The sequence below is a fragment of the Streptomyces sp. NBC_01334 genome (assembly GCF_035983595.1).
In the GTDB taxonomy this organism is placed as follows: Bacteria; Actinomycetota; Actinomycetes; order Streptomycetales; family Streptomycetaceae; genus Streptomyces; species Streptomyces coriariae.
The window spans coordinates 2,559,660-2,581,847 of sequence record NZ_CP130718.1 but is presented as its reverse complement, the minus strand read 5'-3'; the positions used below and the strand labels follow the sequence as shown (position 1 = coordinate 2,581,847).

General features: G+C 71.8%; 17 protein-coding genes. 13 read left to right on the top strand and 4 right to left on the bottom strand.

The features are described 5' to 3' along the window. Positions 1–13: 13 nt before the first annotated feature. From OG736_RS11725 to OG736_RS11715, 3 genes are all read right to left on the bottom strand, one after another. Complete coding sequence (locus OG736_RS11725; RefSeq protein WP_327182380.1) at positions 14–388, bottom strand: YybH family protein; 375 nt, start codon at positions 386–388, stop codon at positions 14–16. Positions 389–409: 21 nt separating this feature from the next. Further along, positions 410–1,123, bottom strand: a complete 714-nt coding sequence (locus OG736_RS11720; protein WP_327182379.1) for an SDR family NAD(P)-dependent oxidoreductase — start codon at positions 1,121–1,123, stop codon at positions 410–412. 186 nt (positions 1,124–1,309) lie between these two features. Continuing rightward, the gene (locus OG736_RS11715; protein ID WP_327182378.1) at positions 1,310–2,263 is read right to left on the bottom strand and encodes a LysR family transcriptional regulator; all 954 of its coding nucleotides are present in this window, start codon (positions 2,261–2,263) and stop codon (positions 1,310–1,312) included. Positions 2,264–2,426: 163 nt separating this feature from the next. On the opposite strand from OG736_RS11715, the gene OG736_RS11710 reads away from it, so the two are divergent. Further along, positions 2,427–2,735, top strand: a complete 309-nt coding sequence (locus OG736_RS11710) for a muconolactone Delta-isomerase family protein (RefSeq protein WP_327182377.1) — start codon at positions 2,427–2,429, stop codon at positions 2,733–2,735. Positions 2,736–2,957: 222 nt separating this feature from the next. Here OG736_RS11710 and OG736_RS11705 read toward each other — a convergent pair whose 3' ends face one another. Next, complete coding sequence (locus OG736_RS11705) at positions 2,958–3,578, bottom strand: TetR/AcrR family transcriptional regulator (RefSeq protein ID WP_327182376.1); 621 nt, start codon at positions 3,576–3,578, stop codon at positions 2,958–2,960. Positions 3,579–3,676: 98 nt separating this feature from the next. Between OG736_RS11705 and OG736_RS11700 the strand changes: the two genes are divergently transcribed. The 12 genes from OG736_RS11700 to OG736_RS11645 all read left to right on the top strand — a co-directional run bounded on the left by OG736_RS11700 (position 3,677) and on the right by OG736_RS11645 (position 22,140). Next, a complete protein-coding gene (locus OG736_RS11700; protein ID WP_327182375.1) occupies positions 3,677–4,354 on the top strand; it encodes a GntR family transcriptional regulator in 678 nt (225 codons plus the stop codon). A 71-nt stretch (positions 4,355–4,425) separates the two neighbouring features. Next, complete coding sequence (locus OG736_RS11695; RefSeq protein ID WP_327182374.1) at positions 4,426–5,442, top strand: 1-aminocyclopropane-1-carboxylate deaminase; 1,017 nt, start codon at positions 4,426–4,428, stop codon at positions 5,440–5,442. Positions 5,443–5,763: 321 nt separating this feature from the next. Further along, on the top strand, positions 5,764–5,919 hold the full coding sequence (locus OG736_RS11690; protein ID WP_327182373.1) for a hypothetical protein: 156 nt from the start codon (positions 5,764–5,766) through the stop codon (positions 5,917–5,919). A gap of 76 nt (positions 5,920–5,995) precedes the next feature. Further along, on the top strand, positions 5,996–6,313 hold the full coding sequence (locus OG736_RS11685; RefSeq protein WP_327182372.1) for a hypothetical protein: 318 nt from the start codon (positions 5,996–5,998) through the stop codon (positions 6,311–6,313). A 136-nt stretch (positions 6,314–6,449) separates the two neighbouring features. Beyond that, complete coding sequence (locus tag OG736_RS11680; protein WP_327182371.1) at positions 6,450–7,979, top strand: amino acid adenylation domain-containing protein; 1,530 nt, start codon at positions 6,450–6,452, stop codon at positions 7,977–7,979. Next, positions 7,976–8,233, top strand: coding sequence for a phosphopantetheine-binding protein (locus OG736_RS11675; RefSeq protein WP_327182370.1), 258 nt, complete (start codon positions 7,976–7,978; stop codon positions 8,231–8,233). The genes OG736_RS11680 and OG736_RS11675 overlap by 4 nt, the downstream gene beginning before the upstream one ends. Before the next feature lie 5 nt (positions 8,234–8,238). After that, a complete protein-coding gene (locus OG736_RS11670; protein ID WP_327182369.1) occupies positions 8,239–9,606 on the top strand; it encodes an MFS transporter in 1,368 nt (455 codons plus the stop codon). A 150-nt stretch (positions 9,607–9,756) separates the two neighbouring features. Continuing rightward, a complete protein-coding gene (locus tag OG736_RS11665; protein ID WP_327182368.1) occupies positions 9,757–16,113 on the top strand; it encodes a non-ribosomal peptide synthetase in 6,357 nt (2,118 codons plus the stop codon). Positions 16,114–16,131: 18 nt separating this feature from the next. After that, on the top strand, positions 16,132–20,082 hold the full coding sequence (locus OG736_RS11660; RefSeq protein ID WP_327182367.1) for a non-ribosomal peptide synthetase: 3,951 nt from the start codon (positions 16,132–16,134) through the stop codon (positions 20,080–20,082). A 42-nt stretch (positions 20,083–20,124) separates the two neighbouring features. Next, positions 20,125–20,337 (top strand): MbtH family protein, encoded by a 213-nt coding sequence (locus OG736_RS11655; RefSeq protein WP_327182366.1) that lies wholly within the window; start codon positions 20,125–20,127, stop codon positions 20,335–20,337. A gap of 3 nt (positions 20,338–20,340) precedes the next feature. Beyond that, the gene (locus tag OG736_RS11650; protein ID WP_327182365.1) at positions 20,341–21,342 is read left to right on the top strand and encodes an LLM class flavin-dependent oxidoreductase; all 1,002 of its coding nucleotides are present in this window, start codon (positions 20,341–20,343) and stop codon (positions 21,340–21,342) included. Between the two features lie 45 nt (positions 21,343–21,387). Continuing rightward, positions 21,388–22,140: a thioesterase II family protein gene (locus tag OG736_RS11645; RefSeq protein ID WP_327182364.1), complete on the top strand. Its 753-nt coding sequence runs from the start codon at positions 21,388–21,390 to the stop codon at positions 22,138–22,140. Positions 22,141–22,188 lie beyond the last annotated feature (48 nt).

The following is a 22,188-nucleotide window of genomic DNA, read 5'->3' as shown; positions in this document are numbered from 1 at the left end:
GCGCCGGCGAGGGCTAGCCGAGCCGTGAGACCTGGTAGTGGCCGATGTGCCAGTCCTCGTCCTCGCGCCTCAGCAGAACACCGAGGTACACGGCGATCGTGGGCCGGTCGGTGAACGAGAACTCCACGTCCAGGTAGCCGAGGACGAGATCGTCGGCGAGGCGCCTGGTCTCGAGAAACCGGTAGTCGGCCGTCATGCCGAGGGGCTGGGAGTCGTAGTAGTCCGCGACTCCCGGCCTCCCCGTGCTGTAGGGGTGCAGCCCCTGGAAGACCGCGTCCTCGGTGAAGAGGGCGGCGACCCGGTCGGGTTCGTGCGCGTCGACCGCGGCCTTCCACTGGTCCAGGACGCCGCGCAGGATCGTTTCGTCGTCCGTCGTACCGCTGCTCATCGCTGTGCTCCTGTCCGCCGGTCAGTGGCCGGCACTCATGCCGCCGTCGACGTGGAGGATCTCGCCGGTGACGAACGGGGCGTTCTCCAAGTAGACGACCGCGTCGACGATGTCGCTCTGCTCGCCCATCCGGCCGACGGGGTGCAGGGCGGCGAGGAAGTCGTGGGTCTCCTCGGCGTGCATCGGCGTCTTGATGGTGCCCGGCGAGACGGCGTTGGCCCGGATGCCCCGGGTGGCGTACTCGATGGCGAGGGACTTGGTGGCGGACTGCAGACCGCCCTTGGTCAGCGAGGCCAGCACGGAGGGCACCTTGGCGTCGGCGTTGTCGACCAGGCTGGTGGTGATGTTGACGATGTGCCCGCCGCCCTGGGCCAGCATCCGCTCGACGGCGAGCTGGGTGAGGTGGAAGAACCCGGCCAGGTTCACACCGGTCACGGTGGCGTAGTCGTCCGGGGTGTAGTCGGTGAAGGGCTTCGCGACGAACACGCCCGCGTTGTTGACCAGCGTGTCGATCCGGCCGAACCGTTCCACGGCCGCCGCGACGACGCGTTCGGCGGTGGCGGGGTCGGCGATGTCGCCCTGGACGGTGACGAGGTCGAGATCATCGGCGGGGGCGATGGTGCGTGAGGTGGCGACGACGCCGTAGCCGAGCTTGCGGTAGGCGTCTACCAGCCCGGCGCCGATGCCCTGCGACGCGCCGGTGACGACGGCGACCTTCTGCTGATGAACGCTCATGGTGATCTTCTCCGAGGGGGACGCGATGACCGGTTACTAGCCGACCGGTCGACTATGTGAAACGTAGAACGGTCGTCGGTCGGCGTCAAAGGACCGGAGGGCTCCTGCTCGGGACTTGTTTCCTCCGGCCCGGGAGGAACAAGCTCCCAGCGCAGGTCAGCGCAGGTCAGCGCAGGTCAGTCCAGGTCAGTGCGGGAGCGCGTACGGGTCGTCGGCGGGCAGCCAGGCGTCCGGGGCGTGGATCCCGAGGTCGTCGGCGCCGACGCCGGCGCAGAGCGCGTCGACGACGCCCAGGACCCCCGCGCGCTCCTCGGTCTCGCGCCGCACCAGGGACCAGGTCCAGTACACCTTCGGCGCGACGACCTCGCGGCGGACCAGGTCGGACGGCAGCGGGGTCGTCTGCCCCTTGGGCGAGTTGAGGACGGGACGGCGGCAGCGGCGGACGTGGTCGAAGAAGGCGGGACCGGTCACGGCACCGTCGGAGATGCGCACGGCTCGGGCCCCGGTGGCCCGCGTCAGCTCTTCGGCGTACACGTTCCAGGACGCCCAGGAGGTGACGTCATCGTCGATCAGGACGTCGGTGTCCCCGACGGAAACGGCGGCTGCGGCGGGCGGTTCGCCGGCGTCGGTGCTCCTGGCGACGGCGTACAGCCGGTCGGCGCCGAGGAGCCGGGCCCGCAGTCCGTGCCGCTTCAGGTCCTCGTTCCGTACCCAGCACACGGCGAGGTCGAGGCTGCCGTCGGCCACCCGGGCCGCCTGGGTGTGGGAGGGCGCGACCCACGCGTCGACATGGACCTGCGCCACCGCCGCGGTGCGCCGGGTCAGGTCCGCCGGGAGCCAGTTGACGTACCCGAGACGTACCGGCTGCGAGCCGGACAGCCGGCGGGCCCGGCCGCGGAGGTCGTCGGCCCGCTCCAGCAGGGCGCGCGTGTGCGGGAGCAGGTCGGCGCCGGCCGGGGTGAGCGAGACCGACCGGCGGTCGCGGTCGAAGAGCCGTACGCCGAGGTCGCGCTCGAGCGCCTTGATCTGCTGGGACAGGGAGGGACCGGCGATCAGGAGCCGCGCGGCGGCCCGTCCGAAGTTCAGTTCCTCGGCGACCGCGACGAAATACCGCAGCTGGCGCAGCTCCACGCCCGCCATGCTACGTCCGGGGCGGGCCGGTAGGAGGCTGTTCCTCTCAGCAGCGAGGAAGGCGGACGTGGTCGACCGCGCGGCGGCGGGCGGACGATGGAGGTGGGCGAGCGCGACGGCGTCCGGCCGCCGCGATCCGCCACGATCGATCCTCACGGAGCGGAGCGGGACCATGCGAGAGTTCCTGGTCGAGATCACCACGACCGTGCCCGAGGGCACCGGGCAGGACGAGGTCGACGAACGGCGCGCCGCCGAAGCCGTCCGGGCCCGCGAACTGGCCGCCTCCGGTCATCTGGCCCGGCTGTGGCGGCCGGTCGGCGAACTGCGCAGCATCGGTGTCTGGCGCGCCGCCGACGAGGCGGAACTCCACGAGAAGGTGCTCGGGACGCTGCCGCTGCGCCCGTGGATGACCCTCACCGTCACCGCGCTCCAGCCCCACCCCAACGACCCGGGCCCGGCCCGCGCCGACGGCACGCCGTGACGGCTCCCCGGAGTCGCAGGTCACGGAGTCGCAGGTCACGGAGCCGGTGAGGGGCCGAGGTGCTGCCTGACGCGGCGGTGCCGGTCAGGGACCGGAGCGTTGCCTGACGCGGCCGTGCCCGGCCTTCGTCGGGCGCGGGTCGCCCCGCACCCCACGGCCGCGCCGCGGCGGTCCGCCTCCGGGGAGCCCGCCACCACGGACCGCAGCGGGACCGGAGTTCCGTCAGGCGCCGACCGCGTCGACCCGCGGCGCGGGGGCGCCCAGCAGCGCCAGGCAGTTCGCCCACAGGGGGCCGAGCCGGTCCGTGTCGTTGTAGAGCTTGGCGAACATGACCTGCCCCTCGAGCTGCGCGACCACGGCCCGAGCGGCCGCCCGGGTGTCGGTCACGGAGACCTCGCCGCGCGCGAGGGCCTCGGCGACGACCGACTCGACCATCTCGACCTGCGCCTCGAAGATCCCCTGGAGGCGGTCGCGGACGGCCTCGGTCCGATTGCTCAGCTCCAGGGTGAGGTTCCCGAACAGGCACCCCGCCACGGTGCCGCAGCTCCGCTGTCCCGCACGCTGCGCGGCCTCGGTCTCCTCGAACAGCAGGCGCAGCCGGGACAGCGGTGCCGCCTCACCGTGCAGCACCCGCTCCCACGCGCGCCGCTGCCCGGCCCACTGCTCGTCGACGACGGTCAGGGCGAGAGCTTCCTTGGACTCGAAGAAGTAGTAGAAGCTGCCCTTGGGCACCCCGGCCGTCTTGCAGATCTCGGCCACACCCAGCGCGGAGTAACCGCGCAGCTCGATCAGTGACCGGGCGGCGCTGAGGATCTTCGCGCGGGCATCGCTGGTCCGTCCCATGAGGCCGAGTGTACGGCCGGCGTACGACCGGTCGTCTACTTTCCCGGCCACGTCGAGGCCTTGCGTGCGTCGCGGACTGATATCTAACATTTCAGTTCATGGAGGCTGTGCCACGCACTCTGCTCAGGGACCGCGCCTACGCGGCGATCCGGGACGCCATCGTGGCCGGGGACATCGCCCCCGGCGCGGTCGTGCGCGACGCCGATCTCGCCGAGCGGCTCGGGCTGTCACGGGCGCCGGTGCGGGAGGCGTTCGCCCGGCTGGTCGACGAGGGGCTGCTGGAGAGCAAGCCGCAGAGCTACACGCGGGTGACCCCGGTGGTCGCCGCCGACGTACGGGACGCGGCGGCCGTGGTCGGCGCGATGCACGAGCTGGCCACCCGGGTGGCGGTGCCCCGGCTGTTCGCGGCGGACGTCGAGGGGATGCGCGCGGCCAACGAGCGGTTCGCCGCCGCCGTACGGGCCGGGGACGTGGACGCCGCCCTGCGCGCCGACGACGCGCTGCACGACGTCCTCGTCCGCGCCGCCGGCAACCGCGCGGCCGCCGCCACCATCGCCCGCTACACCCCCCTCGTCCGGCGGCTGGAGCGGCGGCGCTTCGGCGAGGGCGGCACCTGCCGTTCGGCCGGATTGCACGGCCGGCTGATCGAGGCCTGCGCCGGCGGTGACGTGGACGAGGCGGTCCGTGTCACGGCGGAGATCTGGCGCACCCTCGCGGACCTCGCCGACTCCGACGACCTGGCGGCCGAGCAACCCGGCGGCCGAGCAACCGAGTAGACGAGCAGCCGAGTGACCGACCGGCCCCCTGCTCCAGGCGACCCACTCGACCCACTGCTCCAGGAGGCCCCATGTCCCTCTCCTCGTACGCGCGTTACCCCCTCCTCTTCGGGCCCTCCCCGGTGCACCCGATGGAACGGCTCACCGCCCACCTCGGCGGAGCCGCCCTCTGGGCGAAGCGGGAGGACTGCAACTCCGGGATCGCCTACGGCGGGAACAAGACCCGCAAACTGGAGTACCTGGTCGCCGACGCCCTCGCACAGGGCTGCGACACACTCGTGTCGATCGGCGGGGTGCAGTCCAACCACACCCGTCAGGTCGCGGCCGTCGCCGCCCGCGCCGGACTGAGGTGCGTGCTGGTGCAGGAGAGCTGGGTGGAGTGGCCGGACTCCGTGTACGACAAGGTCGGCAACATCCTCGTCAGCCGGCTGGCCGGGGCCGATGTGCGCCTGGTCCGGGCCGGGTTCGGGATCGGCTTCAAGGAGAGCTGGGAGCTGGCGCTCAGGGAGGTCGAGGAGTCGGGCGGGAAGCCCTACGCCATCCCCGCCGGGGCCTCCGACCATCCGCTCGGCGGCCTGGGCTTCGCCGGGTGGGCGTACGAAGTCGCCGAGCAGGAGCGGGAGTCGGGCGTCTTCTTCGACACCGTGATCGTCTGTTCGGTGACCGGGTCGACCCAGGCCGGCATGGTCGCCGGGTTCGCCGCGCTGGAGGAGGCGGGCGCGCGGTCCCGGCGCGTCATCGGGATCGACGCCTCGGCCAAGCCGACCGAGACCCGCGGGCAGATCGCCCGCATCGCGCACCGCACCGGGCAACTCATCGGGCTCAAGCGCGAGTTGACCGTCGAGGACATCGAACTGGACGAGCGGTACCACGCCGGCGTCTACGGCGTCCCGGACGAGACGACCCTGGAGGCGATGCGGCTCGCCGCGCGCACCGAGGGCATGGTCACCGACCCCGTCTACGAGGGGAAGTCGATGGCCGGGCTCGTCGACCTGGTCGCACGCGGCGAGATCGGCCGCGACTCCACCGTGCTGTACGCGCACCTGGGCGGGCAGCCGGCACTGAACGCCTACAGCGCGCTGTTCTGAGGACCCGGCGCTGTTCCGGGGGCGGGTCGGGCCGGTTCACGCCCCGGAACAGCGGCAAGCCCTGTCCCGGGCCGTGTCCCGTGTCGTCCCGAACCCGTTCGACGCCCCGTACCCCGCCCCGTACCGAGGCCGACGCCCGCCTCACCACGCAGGACACGGTCGCCCCACGGATCCGGGTCACGGACTGTCTCGGCTCCGCATTAGGACGCGGCCCGTTTGGGCTACCCCGAATGTCTTTTCCCCGGCCGCCGGCATCAGCAGACTCATTCCAGAGCCCGGCGGCCGCGCCGGGGAAGCCGCCCGACCAGGGAGTCGATCAACGTGAATCTCATCGCCCGTTCCGCCGTCGTCGTTCTCGTCGTCATGGCCGCCTCGATGGGCGTCGCCGCCTCCGCGGCGGCGACGCCGGCGGTCACCGTACAGGCGGACGACGCGCAGGTCACCGAGTCCACGGGCGGCGACAACATCTGGGGGTAGGCACCCCGCGGCAGACCTGCCAGGCGCTCGGCTCGATGATGGACGGACTCCGTTGTATGTGATCACAGCACGACTGGTGAGTTCTCAGCCGAAGGCCCGGCCTTCGGACCTGGACCGGATCGCCGGCCGACTTCGTGAAGCGACCGAGTGCGGCGATTCAGGCCTTCAGCACCACTGGATGCGGCCGGACCCGCTCGGCGCCGCGCTCGTCCTCTACATGACGGCTCCGACCCTGGAATCCGCGGAGCTCGAAGCTCGCGTGATCCTCTGCCGGGCTCTTGCCTCCGATCCCAGCCTTCGGCGGTGGCGACTGGACCGCGCCAGTGCCGATCTGATCGTGAGTGCGATGGACGCGTTGCTGTGGCGTCGGCCGTGTGACGACGGCCTGAACTGACTTCCCGGGGGCCGCTCGGCCCCCGGTCATGCGGAAGAAACCTCCGCTTTCCTCACCTTTCCTCACTGCTGTCGCATTGCTGCTGCCCGCTGCGCCGGCCACCGGCCCACCGATTCCCAAGGCGGACTTACGTGTCATGAATTTCGCAGATTTCACCCTGGTCGAGGCATTCGACGAGATGGCCGCCGGCCGGCCCGACGGAACGGCGGTCGAGTTCGGCGGCGACCGGGCCTCCTATGCCGAACTCGCCGCCGCATCCCGGCGGGTGGCGGCCCTGCTGAAAGAACGTGCCGGAGTACGGCCCGGCGACCTCGTGGCGTTCTGTATGGAGCCCTCCGTGGAAATGGTCGTCACGGTACTGGCGATTCTCCGCTGCGGTGCCGCGTACGTGCCGCTCGATGTGCAGAACCCGCCGGTGCGCAACCGGCTCATTCTCGACGACAGCGGTCCGCGGGCCGTGGTCGGCGACGCGGTCGACGGGTCGGCCGGCGTGTGTTCGATCACGAGCGACGAGGTCCGGCAGGCGGCCTGGGACACCGACGCGGAGGAGTGGTCGGGGGCTCGACCGGATCCAGGCGCGTACTGCTACGTCATCTACACCTCGGGTACCACGGGCAGGCCCAAGGGCGTGCCGATAACGCACCGCAACGTCCTGGCTCTCTTCGCGGCCGCCGCCGGACTGTTCGACTTCGGTGCCGAAGACGTGTGGCTGCTCTACCACTCCATCGCCTTCGACTTCTCCGTCTGGGAACTGTGGGGGCCGCTCCTGCACGGCGGCTGCCTGGTGATCGTCGACCGGTGGACCAAACTCTCGCCCGAGGCCTGTGCCGAACTGCTGCTGGACCGCGGCGTGACCGTGCTCAACCAGACTCCCACCGCGTTCTCGGTGATGGCCCGCGTCCTCATGGAGAAGGTGCCCGCCGGCGGCGGCGTCCCGTTGCGGTACGTGGTGTTCGGCGGTGAGCGGCTCTCCATGCCCGCCCTGCGTACCTGGGCGGACCGGTTCGGCCTCGACCGGCCGCAACTGATCAACATGTACGGGCTCACCGAGGCCACCGTCCACACCACGTACCACCGGCTCACCGGGCAGGACCTGCTCCTCGACGACTCGGTCATCGGCCGGCCGCTGCCGGGCTTCACCGCACGCATCGTGGACGAAGCGGGGGAGAGCGGTGAGCGAGGCCAACTCGTGGTGTCCGGTCCCCAGGTGGCGACCGGATACCTGGACCGGCCGGAGACCACGGCCGAGCGATTCGGGCCCGACCCGCTCGGCCTCGTCGACGGCACGCTCTTCTACCGGACCGGGGATCTCGTGGAGACGCGCGACGGGCGGCTCGTCTACCTCGGTCGTGCCGACCGGCAGGTGAAGATCCGGGGTCACCGGATCGAGCTCGGCGAGGTGGAGGCGGCCGTCGCCGCCGTACCGGACATCACCGAAGCGTCCGCCGTGGTCGTCGGCTGCGCCGAGAACCCGATCCTCGCTTGCGGATACACCACCCGCTCGGGACAGCAGGTCGAGCTTCGCGCCCTCCGGGCGGAACTTCGCAAGCGTGTTCCGCAGTACATGCTCCCGACCCGTTTCCGGTGGTTCGAGCAACTGCCGCTGACGGTGAACGGAAAGACGGACAGCCAAAGCGTGGCCAAGGAAATGGAGTTCGAGAAGTGAGTGAAAGAGTGCCGACACCGAACCGGGACGAAGTGAGGCAGCGGATCCTCGACTGGATCGGTGAGGAGCTGGGAGACCCGCACATCACCGGTGCCGACAATTTCCTCGAACTCGGCGGCCACTCCATGATGGCGATCGAGCTCAAGACGAGGATCGCCCGCGAGTACGGTCTGTCGATCGGCCTCGCCGATCTGTTCCAGCGTCCGATCTCGGTCGCCGTGGCCCGCGCCGAAGACGGAAAGGCAACGGTGTGAACGGCATGCGCGTCTATGCTTCCGTCCTCCGCATTCCCGACTACCGCAAGCTCTGGATCGGCGCGGTCATCAGCCTGCTCGGTGACGGCGCCACCTGGACGGCCCTCGCGTGGATCGCCGTGTCGACCGGCGGCGCCGGGACCCTGGGCGTACTCGGCGTCTGTTACTCCGCCCCCGTGCTGCTCGGCGGCCTCCTGGCCGGCAAGGTCGTGGACCGTTTCTCCCGGCGCAAACTGCTGGTGTTCGACTCCCTGGTGCGCGGTGCGGCCATGCTCGCCGTCCCGCTGCTGTACGTCACGGATGTCCTCGACCCGTGGCACCTCTATGTCGTCGCGGCGGTCTTCGGTCTGTTCAAGATCATCCCGATCGGCATCATCCCCGCTGTCCTGCCCGATCTGGTGCCCAAGAAGCAGCTCCCCACCGCGATCGCCCTCGAGGCGGTCGCCTACGGCGCGGCCGGCATGCTCGGCCCCGCGCTCGGCGGTCTGCTGATCCCGCTCATCGGCGGGTACTGGGTGCTCGCCCTGGACTGCGTGAGCTACTTGGTGTTCGCCGGGCTCGTGCTCAGCCTGAAGGCCCGCCTGGACCGTCCCGGAGCCGGTGCGGAGACCGCCGGCGACCGGAGCGCGGCCTCCACCGAGCGCAGCTCCTGGCGTCCGGTCGTCGCGTTCGTGGTCCGGGACCGGGTGATGCTGGTGATCACCATCACCTTCACCATCTTCAACGTGGCGATGGGCATGCTGATCGTCGCTCAGCCGTGGCTGGCCCATGAGCGTCTCCCGGGCGGTGCCACCATGCTCGGCGTGCTCGTCGGCGGCCTCGCCGGTGCCGAGATGATCGGCTCGCTGATCGCCGGAGCGATCAAGCCCGCCGTCCGTCCGATGCTCCGGATCGGTCTGCTCCAGGTGATCTCCGGCAGCGGCCTGCTGCTGCTCCTCGGAGCGAACCCGGTGCTCATCCTCGTCGGCCAGGTCGTCTGCGGGCTGCCCGCGATGCTCATGACGGTCTCCTCGCAGAGCGTCCGGTACCAGCGCACTCCGGAGGTACTCCGCGGCCGGACCATGACGCTGATGCGCACGCTGATGCACAGCGCGTACCCGCTCGGGGCGATCGTGGCGGGCCCGCTGCTGGCCGGCGACCACTACACCGTCGTCGTGCTGGCCATGGCCGTGGCCGCGGGCGCACCCGGCCTGCTCACGCTCGGTCTGGTGCGCAACGCGGTCGTCAACAAGCGAGAGCCCGAGACCCCGGCCGGATCCGAGTCCGACACACCGGCCGAGTCCGACACACCGGCCGGCTCCGCTGCCCAGGCCGCGGCCGAGCCCGTCGGCCAGACCCCCGTGCTCGCGGCCAGGTCGGCGCAGGACGGCTGATCGCCGCCCGGCACACGCACCTCCCTCGCGGCCGACACCGGCGAGTACCCGGCGGCCCGGTGCTCCCACCGCCCACGTCCTGAGCGGTCCAGTACTGGTCAACCTCACCAGCGTCGAACGCTGACTCACCTCGTATCGGAGTACACACTCATGCCCGCAACAAGCGTCACCACGAAGGTGGTCGCCGCCTCGTACGCCCAGGAAGGGCTGTGGCTGCTGGAGCAGTTCGGCGCGGGGCCGACGGCCAACAACATCCCCATGGCCTGGCGGATCACCGGCCGCCCCGACCTCGACGCACTGGGCGCTGCCCTGCGCCTGGTCGCCGAGCGCAACCCGGTGCTGCTGTCTCGCTGCGTCTGGGACGAGGACGCCGGAATCCTGCTGATGTCCGAGGACTTCCGGCCGGATGACATCCCGTGGCACGTCACGCACGGCCTCGAGGAGCAGCAGGCGCTGCTCAAGGTGTCGGAGGAGTCGCTGCGTGCGTTCCCCGGTGACTCCCCGTTGATCCGTGCGCATGTCTGGGCCCCGGCGGGGGAGGGCGACACCCTGTTGCTGCTCGTCGTCAACCACCTGGTGTTCGACGGAGGCTCGGAGGAATCCCTCTTCGCCGAACTCGACGCGTGCTATCGCCATGTGACGGAGGGCGAGGCGCTGCCGCCGGTCCCGGAGACGTATCGGCGCTTCGCCCGGGAGCAGCGGGAACGCTTCGCCCGCGCCGACCAGTCCGCCCGGGTGTCCGAGCTCGCCGCCCGGCTGCCCGTACCGCGGAGTGTGGCTCTGGCCGGCTCGGCCGACGGCGGCCGGGCCGGCCGGGACCCCGCGGAGGCGGCCCGCCACTATGAGCGGCTCGACGCCGCGGAACTCTCCCGGCTGAAGCGGTTCGCTCATGGCCACGGCGCCTCCGAGGTGATGGTGCTGCTGGCCGCGCTGGTCGCCACGGCGGCCCGATGGAGCGACCAGCAGAGCTGCAGCGTGCTGCTGCCGAACGCGAACCGGGCGGAGGCCTGGAGCCGCCGGCTGATCGGTCCCTGCCTCAACAGCCTGTACGTCACGGCTTCGGCCGATCCCCGGCAGAACTTCGCCGAGCTGCTCGGCCAGGTCCGTGACCTGGCCCTGGACGCCTACGGGGACCACGACGTGCCCGCCGAAGTGCTGCGCGCACGCTGGGCGGAGCACGGCGGCGAGGCGCACACCAATGTGATGCTGAACATCTTTGCCCAGGAACGTGCCGAGTTGAGCCTGCCCGGCTGCACGGCGAGCCGGCTGAGCTGGGAGGAGACTCCGGTACGGGCTCGTACGGACCTGTGCGTCTACGGCTGGCCGCAGGACGGCGGGCTGCGCCTGGAGTTCCTCCATCGCACGGCAGCGCTCACCCCGGCGGACGCGGCCTCGTTCGCCGCCTCGATGACCGGACTGCTGCGGCAAGCCGTCACCACCCCGGACCTGCCGCTGGCCGAACTCACCCTGGACGGAGCCGACCGCGCCACCCGCACCCTCACCGAACCGCTGACCGCCACCCCTCGCACGTCGGTCGTCGAACAGGTGTGGGAGGCGGCCGCCCGCCACCCGGAGGCCACCGCGATCCGGGCGCCGGAAGGCGACCTGAGCTACGCCGAGCTGACCGTCGTCGCCGAGGCGGGCGCGGCCCGGCTCCTCGGCCTGGGGCTGCGTCCCGGCCAGGTGGTCGGGCTGGAGGGCGGCCACAGCACCCGGACCGTCCTCGCGGCCCTGGCCGTCCTGCGCGCCGGCGGAGTCCTGCTGTTCGTCCAGCCGGGCCTGCCGCGGGCACGTCAGGACGCGATCCTCGAGACCGCCCGCCCCGCGTTCGTGATCGGCGAGACCGATGGCGCCGCCATCGGCCCGGACGAGCTGCTCGCCGCCGGGGGCGGCCCCTGCGACGTCCCGATGCCCGGCACCGACGATCCGGCGTACGTCTTCTTCACCTCCGGTTCCACCGGCACTCCCAAGGGCGTGCTCGGCCGGCACGGCGGACTCGCCCACTTCCTCGCCTGGGAGCGCGACCTGCTCGGCACCGGCCCCGGCGACCGGGTCGGCTGGCGTACGAACACAGGCTTCGACGTGGTCCTGCGCGACCTGTTCCTGCCTCTGGTCTCCGGTGCCACGCTGGTCGTACCCGAACCCGGCGACCTGGAGGACCCCGCCGCCACCCTGCGCTGGCTGGAGCGCGGCGGTGTGACCACGCTGCACATCACTCCGAGCCTCGCCGACCTGCTCGTCGCCGAGCACGTCGAGGACCCGGACGGAGCCCCCCGGCCCCGCGCCCTGCGCGCCGTGCTCTTCGCCGGAGAGCCGCTCAGCGGTCAGGCTGTCCGCCGCTGGCGCGAACACCTGGGCGGACAGGCCCGCGTCGTCAACCTCTACGGGCCGACCGAGACCACGCTCGCGAAATGCTGGTACGAGATCCCCGCCGAGCCGTCGGACGGGGTGCAGCCGATCGGCCGGCCGCTGCCGGAAACCCAGGTGGTCGTCCTCGGCCCCACCGGCAGGCCCGCGGGGATCGGCGAGACCGGCGAGATCACCATCCGCACGCCGCACCGCTCGCTCGGCTATCTCGGGGCGTCCGGCCGGGACGCGGCGGACCGCTTCACGCCCAATCCGTTCCGTGCCGACGAGGCCGACCTCCTCTACCGGACGGGCGACCTCGGCCGCCTCCGGGCCGACGGGCTGCTGGACATCCTCGGCCGCGCCGACGACGAGCTGAAGGTCCACGGGGTGCGTGTGCAGCCCGCGGAGGTCACGGCCGTCCTGCGGGCCCACCCCGACATCGAGCAGGCCGCCGTGCTCAAGCGCGACGACGGCCATGGACTGATCGGCTATGCGGTGACGCGCGCCGGCACACCGTTGGACGAGGCCGCGGTGCTGCGACACGTCGCCTCCCTGCTGCCTGCGGCCTTCGTCCCCGCCCGGCTGGTGGCGCTGGACCGGCTGCCGCTGCTGCCCAACGGCAAGGTGGACAAGAGGTCCCTGCCGCAGCCCTCCGCGGGCCGGGCGCACTCCGAGATCGTCGCGCCGCGCACCGCTGAGGAGGCGGCCGTGGTGGACATCTTCGAGCAGGTCCTCGGGGTGCGGCGGATCAGCGTGCACGACGAGTTCCTGGCACTCGGCGGCCATTCGCTGCTCGCCATGCGCATGGCCGCACGGCTCGGGAAGCACTTCGGTGTCCGGGTACCCGCCGCCTTCGTCCTGGACCGGGCGACGCCCGCGGTGATCGCGGCCCGTGTCACGAAGCGCAACCCCGAGACGCTGCCGCCGGTCGGCACCACGGTGCAGGACGCCCCCTATCCGGCCGGCCTCACCCAGGAGCGGATGTTCTTCCTGGAGGAGATGACCGGCAGCGAGCCGGGCGTCTACACCATCCCGTGGTGCTTCCGCCTTCGCGGCGGCCTCGACCGGGAGTCGCTGCGCAGGTCGCTCCTTCGCCTGGTCGAGCGGCACGCCCCGCTGCGCACCGGCTTCGAGGTCACGGCCGACCGGTTGCGGGCCCTCCCCAAGCCGGCCGAGGACGTCTTCGACTACCGGACGGTCGAGCTCTCCGGAGCCGGCGAACTCCCTGCCTTCGTCAAGGAGGAGCTCACCAGGCCGCTCGACCTGCGGGCCGGCCGGGTCCTGCGCGCCACCCTCGCCGAACTCGGGCCCGACGACTGCGCCCTGGTGCTGATGGTCCATCACATAGCCGCCGACGGCTGGTCGCTCACCGTGCTCCAGGACGAACTGTCGGCGCTCTACGCCGCTTTCGGCGGGCAGCCGGGAGCGGTCGAACCGCCTCTGCCCGAGTCGGACTACGCCGGGTTCGCGCGGTGGCAGCGAGCCCGCACCGCGGCCCTGGAGGCGGACGGGGGCCTGGCGAGGGCGGCCGAGCACCTGCGCGGAGCCCCGGAGCGCTACGGCCTGCCCACCGACCGCCCGCGCGGTCACCGCCAGACCTATCGCGGCGACCGCGAGGTGCTCGCCCTCCCGGCGGGACTGGCGCAGCGTCTGCGTCGTGAGGCGGGCCGCCGCGCAGTCACCCCGTTCACCCTGGTCGCCGCGGCGTACGCGGCGGCGGTCGCGGCCCGCGGAGGCGACCGCGAGCTGGTGCTCGGAACGGCGGTGGCCAACCGCCCCGAGTCCGGCCAACAGGACCTGATCGGCTGCTTCATCAACACCGTCCCGCTGCGGTTGCGACTGCCCGCGAGCGGACTGCTCGACGACCTCGTCGCGGTGACGGCGGCCGAGATCGGGCGCGGACTCTCCGCCGCGGACGTACCGTTCGAACGGCTGCTGTCCGAACTGGACGTGCCGCGCACAGCGAGCCACCCGCCCGTGTTCCAGGCGGCCCTGGTGATGCAGCAGGCGGCACCGGCCTCACTCGAACTGCCCGGTGTCCGGGTCGAGGAGGTGCCGGACGCGCGGACGACCGCGAAGGCCGAGCTGAGCCTGATCACCCGTCTCGACGGCGAGCACTGCGCGCTGACCCTGGAGTACAACGCCGATCTGTTCGAGCGGGCCACCGCCCGCCGACTCCTGGCCCACATCTGCCACCTGCTGGAGAACACCACCGACCCGGCCGCCCGGTACGACGCACTGCCCCCGTCCGAACGCGCCGCGGAACTCGACGCGGCGGCAGGGCCCACAGCCCCGGCCGGCCCGGACGAGGCCCAGGATCTGCTCACCGGGATCCGCCGGTCCGCCGCCCTCACCCCGGACGCACCGGCCGTCAGCTACGCGGGGCGCACCCTGAGCTACGCCGAGCTGCTCGGGCTGGCCGACGCGCACGCCCATCGGCTGCGCGCGAGCGGGGTCCGTGTCGGCGACGTGGTCGCCGTGCACATGGAGCGCTCGGCGGAACTGGTCGTCGCCCTCCTGGCCGCGATGGCGGCGGGCGCCGCGTACCTGCCGCTCGACACCGCGGCTCCTGCCGAGCGGTTGCGGCTGATGATGGACACCGCCGGGGTCCGGACGCTGCTGACCGGCCCCGGAGGGGTGACCGACGGGCTCGGCCGGGAGCACACCCTCGTCGTCGGCCTGGAGGCCGAGCCCGAGCCGCCGCTGGAACTGCCCCTGCACGGCGAGCTGCCCGCGTACTGCCTCTTCACCTCGGGTTCCACCGGGACCCCCAAGGGCGTTCTGGTCCCGCACCGGGCGATCGCCAACCGGCTGCGCTGGATGCAGAACACCTACCGGCTCGACGCCTGCGACACCGTCCTGCAGAAGACCCCCTACACGTTCGACGTCTCGGTGTGGGAGTTCTTCTGGCCGCTGCTGGCCGGCGCCCGGATCGTGATGGCCCGTCCCGGCGGCCACCGCGACCCGGGATACCTGATCGAGGAGATCCGCCGTGAACGGGTCACCACCCTGCACTTCGTGCCGCCCATGCTGGCCGCACTGCTGGAGCAGCCGGGCGCGGAGACCATCGCCGAGACCGTACGTCTGGTGGTGTGCAGCGGGGAGGCGCTCGAAGGCAGCCTGCGTGACCGTTTCTACGAGGTCACGGCCAACGCCGGGTATACACCACCCCGACTGGAGAACCTCTACGGCCCCACCGAGGCCGCCGTGGACGTGTCGTGGCACAGCTGCGCTCCGGCGGAGGCGGGCGCCGCCGTCCCCATCGGCCGTCCGATCGACAACATCCGGCTGCACGTGCTCGACCGCGACACCATGCGGGCGATCCCGCGCGGCGGAGTCGGCGAGCTGTACATCGGCGGCATCGGACTGGCCACCGGCTATGTCGGCCGGCCCGATCTGACGGCCGACCGGTTCGTCCCGGACCCGTTCGCCGGACCGGAGCACCCGGGCTCGCGCCTCTACCGCACCGGCGACCTGGTGCGGCGGCTTCCCGACGGCGACCTGGAGTACCTCGGACGGACCGACTTCCAGGTGAAGATCCGCGGCGTGCGCATCGAACTCGGCGAGATCGAGGAGCGGTTGGCCGCCCAGCCCGAGGTCACCGACGCCGTCGTCGTGGTCCACGAACATCCGGGCGGTGGCAAGGAGCTGATCGGCTACGCCACCGTCCGCCCCGGCGCGGCGGCGGACGGCACCGTGCTCGCCGAGCGACTGCGCGGCATCCTGCCCGACTACATGTGCCCCTCGCTGATCGTGGTCATGGACGCGTTCCCGCTCGGCGCCACCGGCAAGGTCGACCGGCGGGCCCTGCCCGACCCACAGCCGTGGCGCGGCGACACGGCGGCGTACGAGGCGCCGGACACCGACGAGGAACGGACACTCGCGGCCATCTGGGCCGAGGTGCTCAAGCCGGACCGGCCGGTCGGCGCCCTGGACCACTTCTTCGCCATCGGAGGGGACTCGCTCAGCGCCGTACGCGTGGTGGGTTCCGCTGCCGACCAGGGCTGGTCCCTGGGCCTGGACGACGTGTTCACCGCCCGCAGCCTGCGCGAACTCGCCGCCGTCATGACCGCGGTCGATCCGCGGCGGGAGCAGGCGGCACCCCTGGGCGAATTCACCCTTCTCAACACCGCCGACCTCGCTCGGCTCGGACTCTAGAGACCGGAGAACAGTCGCATGACCACCGCAACACCTCACCGCGGAACAGCCACCAGCTCCGTCACCGACGCCTATCCGCTGTCCCGGCTGCAGGCCGGCATGATCTATCACGCCGAGCTGGAGGGCGACGCCTCCTACTACCACGACATCTACTCGCTGCGGGTGCGCGGTCCCTGGCACGAGGAGAGCTTCCGCGCCGCCGTCGCCGGGCTGATCGGGGCCCACGACGTCCTGCGCACCTCCTTCGAACTCGCCAAGTTCAGCGAACCGTTGCAGCTCGTGCACTCCGCCGTCGACGTCCCCTTCGAGACCGTCGACCTGCGTGGCCTGCAGCGGGATGCCGCCGAGCGGGTCCTCGACGACTGGCGGCGTGAGGAGACCGGCCGTCCCTTCGACTTCGCGGCGGCGCCGCTCTTCCGCATGGTCGTCCACCGCCTGGGGGACGAGGAGTTCCACTTCTGGTGGTCCTTCCACCACGCGATGATGGACGGCTGGAGCCTGCACTCCGCCGTGGCGGAGCTCTTCGCCGGCTACACGGCGATCCGTACGGGCCGTACACCCGACTTCACCGCCCCGCGGACCCGCTACCGCGACTACATCGCACTCGAGCTCGACGCTCTCGACGACGCACGGCAGCGCGACTTCTGGCGCGACCAGCTGGCCGGCGCCGAACCCGCCGTGCTGCCCGTACCGCCCCGGCGCACCAGTGACGAACTGGACTCGACCGTGGAGGTCGAGTGGTACGACATCCCGCGGCCCGTGCTCGACCGGCTCGGCGAACTCGCGACGCGGCTGCGCGTCCCCGTCCGTACCGTGCTGCTCACCGCGCACCTGCGCGTGGTCTCAGGGCTCCTCGGGCGCTCCGACGTCATCACCGGGGTGGTCGGCAACGGCCGGCCGGAGACGCGGGACGCCGAGCAGGTCAAGGGCCTCTTCCTGAGCACCTACCCGCTGCGTACCACGCTCCCGCGGGCCAGTTGGGCCGACTTCGCCACCGCGGTGTTCGCCCAGGAGACCGCGATCCTCCCCAACCGCCGCTATCCGCTCGCGGCGATGGTCGAGGAGACCGGCTGGAGCCCCTTCGACATCGTCTTCGACTTCCGGCGGTTCCGAAGCTACGAAGGGCTCACCGCACAGGACGACCTGACCCTCGACATCGGCGACTACTACGAGCACACCAACTTCCCGCTGACCTCCGGATTCGTGATGAACCCGGAAGGCACCTCGCTGCGGCTCCAACTGCGCTACGACGCACGGCGCTTCGACCGTGCGGACACCGCCCGCCTCAGCCGCGCCTACCTCTCGGTGCTGGAAAGGATCGCCGCCGATCCCGATGCCTGCGTGCTGGCCGCGCCCGCGCTCGCGGACGAGGACGTCGCCGCCCTTGCCGTGCACGGCTCTGGCCCGTGGCGCGACACCGAGCCGCACGGTGTCTACCAGCGCATCGAGCGGGCCGCCCGGTCCGGTCGGACCGCCGTGCGCGCCGTCGACGGCGAGCTGGCGTACGACGAGCTGCTGGAGGCGGCCGGCCGGATAGCGGGCAGCCTCGCCGACGCCGGAGTCCGCCGGGGCGACCCGGTCGGCGTGTGCATGAACCGCGGCACCCTCCTCGTACCCGCCCTGCTCGCCATCTGGCGGATCGGTGCCAACTACGTCTCGCTCGACCCCGATTACCCGCTCGACCGGCTGCGCTACATCGCCCGCCACAGCGGTGCGGACTTCCTCCTGCACGACGCCGCCTCCGCCGGTGTCGCCGCCGAACTCGCCCCGGCCGCCCTCGCGGTCGAGACGGCCGCCGCGCACCCGCGCAGCGCCGAGGCGGTCGTGGTCTCCGGCGACGAACTCGCCTACACGATCTACACCTCCGGCTCCACCGGCCTGCCCAAGGGCGTCGAGGTACCGCACGGCTCCGTCGTCAACTTCCTGGACGCACTCGTGGAGCGCCTGGACCTGGACGACTCGCACCCCTACCTCGCCACGACCTCGATCAGTTTCGACATCCACGTCAACGAGATGTTCGTCCCGCTGATTCTCGGCGGCACCGTGCTCCTGGCCGCCCGCAGCCAGGTCGCGGACGGCACCGCGCTGCGCGAACTGATCGAGTCGGAGCCCGGGCTGATCGCCCAGGGACCACCCGCCATGTGGCGGATGCTGCTCGACACCGGCTGGCGCCCGAAGGACATGGCCGGAGTGCTCTGCGGTGGTGAGGCGTTCCCGCGGGACCTCGCCGAGAGGCTGTCACGGGACGGTGCGGCGGTCTGGAACATGTACGGACCGACCGAGACCACCGTGTGGTCCGCCGTCCAGCGGGTGACGGCCGGGGAGGGCACGGTGCCCATCGGCCGTCCGATCCGCAACACCACCATGTGGGTGCTGGACGCCCAGATGGACCCGGTCTTCCCCGGCGTGCCCGGCGAGCTGTACATCGGCGGCGAAGGTGTGGTCCGCGCCTACCATGATCGGCCCGACCTGACCGCGGACCGCTTCGTGCCGGATCCCTTCGCCGGTCCCGGCCGGCCCGGCGCACGGCTCTACCGCACCGGTGACCTCGTACGCATCGGCGAGAACGGCACCTTCGAGTACCTGGAGCGGGTCGACCTCCAGGTGAAGGTGCGCGGCTACCGCATCGAGCTGGAGGAGGTGGAGGCCAGGCTCGGCCGGCACCCGGAGGTCTCCGCGGCCGTGGTCGCGGCGCCGCTCGGCGCGGACGGCGAACGGGTTCTCGCCGGCTACGTCGTGGCCGCTCCCGGCGTGGACGGCAGCGCGCTGCGCACCTGGTGCGCCGAGGCACTGCCCGGCTACATGGTGCCCCAGGCCTGGGTGCTGCTCGACGCGCTGCCGCTCACCCCGAACGGCAAGGTCGACCGCAAGGCCCTGCCCGGCATCGGCGAGGCGATGTCCGCTGCCGAGGGTGACGCGGCCGCGCCGGGCACCGACACCGAGCGGGCACTGGCCGCCATCTGGAGCGAGGTGCTCGGCATCACCGCCATCGGCGTGAACGCCAACTTCTTCGACCTCGGCGGCCACTCGCTGCGCGCCCTGCGGGTGGTGCTCAAGGTCCGGGACGAGCTCGGAGTCGAGCTCCCGGTCGCCGCCCTGCTCCAGGCGGCCACCATCCGCAGGCTCGCCGCCCTGATCGACCGCCGGGACGCCGACGGCACCGACGGCACCGACATGCAGGTCGTGCCGCTCAACTCCGCGGGCCGCACCCCGTTGTTCCTCTTCCCGCCGCTCGGCGGCCACATCTTCGGCTACGGACCGCTCGCCCGGCTCCTCGACGGCGAGGTCACCGTGTACGGCGTGCGGGCGTCCGGCATGGAGCCGGGGGAGGAACCGCTGGACTCGATGAGCGGCCTCGCCGACCACTACGTCGCCCGGCTCAAGTCCGTCCAGCCGGAGGGTCCTTACCACGTCGCCGGCTGGTGCATGGGCGCGACGGTGGCCGTGGAGGTGGCCCGGCGGCTGCGCGCGGCGGGCGACGAGGTCGGCTACCTCGGGCTGGTGGTGGCCAACCCCTTCGACCCGGCCCCGCGCAGGCTCCTGGAGGACCCGACCGCCCTGGTGCACCACATGCTCGGTCAGGGAACCGACACGACGTACGAGGAACTGGCCGCCATCGACAGCCTCGACGAGAAGATCGAATTGGTGTTCAGCCGCGGCCGGAGCGCGGGCGCGCTGCGCGACGACGTCAGCAGCATCGAGGACGCGCGCAGGCTGCTCGGGGTCTACCAGGCCAACGCCAAGGCGATCAGTTCGCACCAGCAGGTCGCGTACGACGGCGCCGCCCAGGTCTTCGTCCTGCCGGAGGAGAACTTCCAGCCCGCGGACATGGGCTGGTCACGGGTGATCACCGGACCGATCGGCCTGCACGAGCTGCCCGGCCTGCCCGCCACCTTCCTCACCCGCGACGAGGTCGGCCGACTGGCCGAGCTCATCGCGGACGAGCTGTCCCACCGTGCCGCCCGCTGAGCGGCCCCGTCGACCCACACGAACCGATCAAGGAGTCAGAACATGACTGTCGAGAGCATCGACCGTTTCACCGTGGTGAGCAACGCGGAGCTGCAGTACTCGGTCTGGTTTCCCGGGCGGCCCCTCCCGCTGGGCTGGCAGGCCGCCGGCTTCGAGGGAACCAGGGCCGAGTGCCTCGCGCACATCGAGGAGATCTGGCAGGACCTGCGTCCGCTCGGTCTTCGCACGGCGCTCGCGACCGGAGAGGCCGCCTGAGCCATGCTGACCGTCTACACGACCGCACCCTCCTCGCACAGCCTCACCGGGCACGAGTTCCGCCGGCGCGCCGTCGACGTGGCGCGATGGACCGAGGCGGCCGGCCACCGCGGCCTGCTCGTCTACACGGACAACACGCTCGTCGACCCCTGGGCCGCGGCCCAGCTGATGATCGAACACACCGAGACGCTGGTGCCGCTGGTGGCGGTGCAGCCGCTGTTCCGCCACCCCTTCGACGTCGCCAGGGCGATCAGCTCCATCGGCTATCTGCACGGCCGCCAGGTCGATCTGAATCTGGTGACCGGGGGATTCGCCGGGCACATGCGCGAGTTGGGTGACGTCCTCGACCACGACGAGCGCTACGAGCGGCTGGCCGAGTACGGGAAGATCGTCAACAAGCTGCTCACCGGTACCCGGCCGGTCACCCACCTGGGTCGGCACTACGGCCTCAACGCCGCCTCGCTCACCATCCCGCTGCCGGCCGAACTCACCCCGAGGGTCTACGTATCGGGATCCTCCGACGCCTGTGCCGAGGCGCAGCAGACCCTGGGCGCCGTCCGGCTCTCGTACCCGCGCGCGGCGGCGGACCACGCGGCGGACCCCGACGGCCTGCGGGGCAACGGCATCCGGCTGGGCATCATCGCCCGGGAGAGCGGCGCCGAGGCCTGGCGGATCGCGCACGAGCGGTTCCCGTCGGACGAGTTGGGTGAGCGGCTGCACGATGTGGCGGCCGGGCAGGTCGAGTCGCGCTGGCACCGGAACCTCTCCCGGGACGCGCAGCACTCGCACAGCCCCAGGGACGGCTACTGGCTCTATCCGTTCCGCGCGTACAAGACCTTCTGCCCTTACCTAGTCGGCAGTTACGAGGAGGTGGCCCGGCTGCTGGGCGAGTATCTCGAACTGGGCATCACCGCGCTGATCCTCGACGTCCCCAGGGAAGAGGACGACCTCCACCACTCGGGCATCGCCCTCCGACTGGCACAGCGGATGCCGGCCGCCGTCTGACGGGCGCCACCGCACGTCCGTCGAACCTTCCGAAGGAGACAGAGCATGACCCAGACAGCCTTGTGGCTCCGGCGTCTCGACGCCCCGGCGGGCACCGCGATGCCGGATCTGCAGCTGGTCTGCTTCCCGCACGCAGGGGGATCGGCGGGCTTCTACCGTCCGCTCGCGGCCGAGCTGGCCGGCCACGCCGAGGTGCTCGGGGTGCAGTATCCGGGTCGCCAGGACAGGTACGCGGAGCCGGTGGTCACGGATGTCCACCGGCTCGCCGACCAGGTGGCGGAGGTGCTGGGGCAGGGGGCGGGAGACCGGCCGCGAGCCCTGCTCGGCCACAGCCTCGGCGCCGTCGTCGCCTACGAGGTGGCCGCTCGGCTGGGCGACACCGCCCCGGTCGCGCTGATCGTGAGCGGCCGGCCGGCACCCTCGCGCATCCGCCGGACCACCGCTCACCAGCTGTCGGAGGACGCCCTGGCGGAGCAGGTGATGTCGCTCGGGGGTACGGACAGCGAGTTGCTGGATCATCCCGAACTGCGGTCCCTGCTGCTGCCGTTGATCCGGGGTGACTATCAGGCCAGTGAGACCTACCGGTTCGGTGGCGGCCCTGCGCTGCGCTGCCCGGTCGTGGCCTTCACGGGCGACGACGACCCGCTGACTCCCGTCGCGGACGCCCGGGTGTGGGCCGAGCACACCACGGGTCCGTTTCGGCTCCACGTCCTGAGCGGTGGGCACTTCTTCCTCAACGATCACTGGGCGGCCGTCGCCGGCACCGTCCGTTCCAGTACGGAAGCGGTCCTCACCTGACGTCGGCGATACGGGCCTCACGTGGCCCGGAGGGCCGTCCGACGGGGG

Coding starts and splice junctions, on each gene's coding strand:
- OG736_RS11725 (WP_327182380.1), bottom strand. CDS start 388: ATGAGCAGCGGTACGACGGACGACGAAACGATCCTGCGCGGCGTCCTG.
- OG736_RS11660 (WP_327182367.1), top strand. CDS start 16,132: ATGACCACCGCAACACCTCACCGCGGAACAGCCACCAGCTCCGTCACC.
- OG736_RS11720 (WP_327182379.1), bottom strand. CDS start 1,123: ATGAGCGTTCATCAGCAGAAGGTCGCCGTCGTCACCGGCGCGTCGCAG.
- OG736_RS11705 (WP_327182376.1), bottom strand. CDS start 3,578: ATGGGACGGACCAGCGATGCCCGCGCGAAGATCCTCAGCGCCGCCCGG.
- OG736_RS11670 (WP_327182369.1), top strand. CDS start 8,239: ATGCGCGTCTATGCTTCCGTCCTCCGCATTCCCGACTACCGCAAGCTC.
- OG736_RS11665 (WP_327182368.1), top strand. CDS start 9,757: ATGCCCGCAACAAGCGTCACCACGAAGGTGGTCGCCGCCTCGTACGCC.
- OG736_RS11650 (WP_327182365.1), top strand. CDS start 20,341: ATGCTGACCGTCTACACGACCGCACCCTCCTCGCACAGCCTCACCGGG.
- OG736_RS11700 (WP_327182375.1), top strand. CDS start 3,677: ATGGAGGCTGTGCCACGCACTCTGCTCAGGGACCGCGCCTACGCGGCG.
- OG736_RS11645 (WP_327182364.1), top strand. CDS start 21,388: ATGACCCAGACAGCCTTGTGGCTCCGGCGTCTCGACGCCCCGGCGGGC.
- OG736_RS11655 (WP_327182366.1), top strand. CDS start 20,125: ATGACTGTCGAGAGCATCGACCGTTTCACCGTGGTGAGCAACGCGGAG.
- OG736_RS11715 (WP_327182378.1), bottom strand. CDS start 2,263: ATGGCGGGCGTGGAGCTGCGCCAGCTGCGGTATTTCGTCGCGGTCGCC.
- OG736_RS11710 (WP_327182377.1), top strand. CDS start 2,427: ATGCGAGAGTTCCTGGTCGAGATCACCACGACCGTGCCCGAGGGCACC.
- OG736_RS11695 (WP_327182374.1), top strand. CDS start 4,426: ATGTCCCTCTCCTCGTACGCGCGTTACCCCCTCCTCTTCGGGCCCTCC.
- OG736_RS11680 (WP_327182371.1), top strand. CDS start 6,450: ATGAATTTCGCAGATTTCACCCTGGTCGAGGCATTCGACGAGATGGCC.